Origin of the sequence: Pseudoalteromonas sp. CO109Y, from assembly GCF_004208935.1 — a bacterium.
Taxonomy (GTDB): domain Bacteria; phylum Pseudomonadota; class Gammaproteobacteria; order Enterobacterales; family Alteromonadaceae; genus Pseudoalteromonas; species Pseudoalteromonas shioyasakiensis.
Window position 1 is genome coordinate 1 of the sequence record NZ_SGPD01000055.1, and the last position, 390, is coordinate 390.

At 52.6% G+C, this 390-nt stretch carries 3 tRNA genes; all 3 read left to right on the top strand.

What is annotated here, in order from left to right:
- Positions 1–124: 124 nt before the first annotated feature.
- Positions 125–201 (top strand) — tRNA-Arg (locus EXT43_RS20500).
- 23 nt (positions 202–224) lie between these two features.
- Positions 225–300 (top strand) — tRNA-His (locus EXT43_RS20505).
- 16 nt (positions 301–316) lie between these two features.
- Positions 317–390: transfer RNA gene (locus EXT43_RS20510), tRNA-Pro, on the top strand.

Consider the following 390-nt stretch of genomic DNA (forward strand, 5'->3'; position numbering starts at 1 on the left):
CGATTAGCGCAGTTTGGTAGCGCACTTGGTTTGGGTCCAAGGGGTCGCAGGTTCAAATCCTGCATCGCCGACCACTTCTTCTTTAAGAAGCGGCGCTTACAGGCAAACTTATGAAGTTTTCGATGCGCCCGTAGCTCAGCTGGATAGAGCAACGCCCTTCTAAGGCGTTGGTCGAAGGTTCGAATCCTTCCGGGTGCGCCATTTGAAAATATGTAAATGCCGTGGTGATTGTAGCTCAGTTGGTAGAGCCCCGGATTGTGATTCCGGTTGTCGTGGGTTCGAGCCCCATCAGTCACCCCAATTTACTCTAAGATATCGGCGATTAGCGCAGTTTGGTAGCGCACTTGGTTTGGGTCCAAGGGGTCGCAGGTTCAAATCCTGCATCGCCGA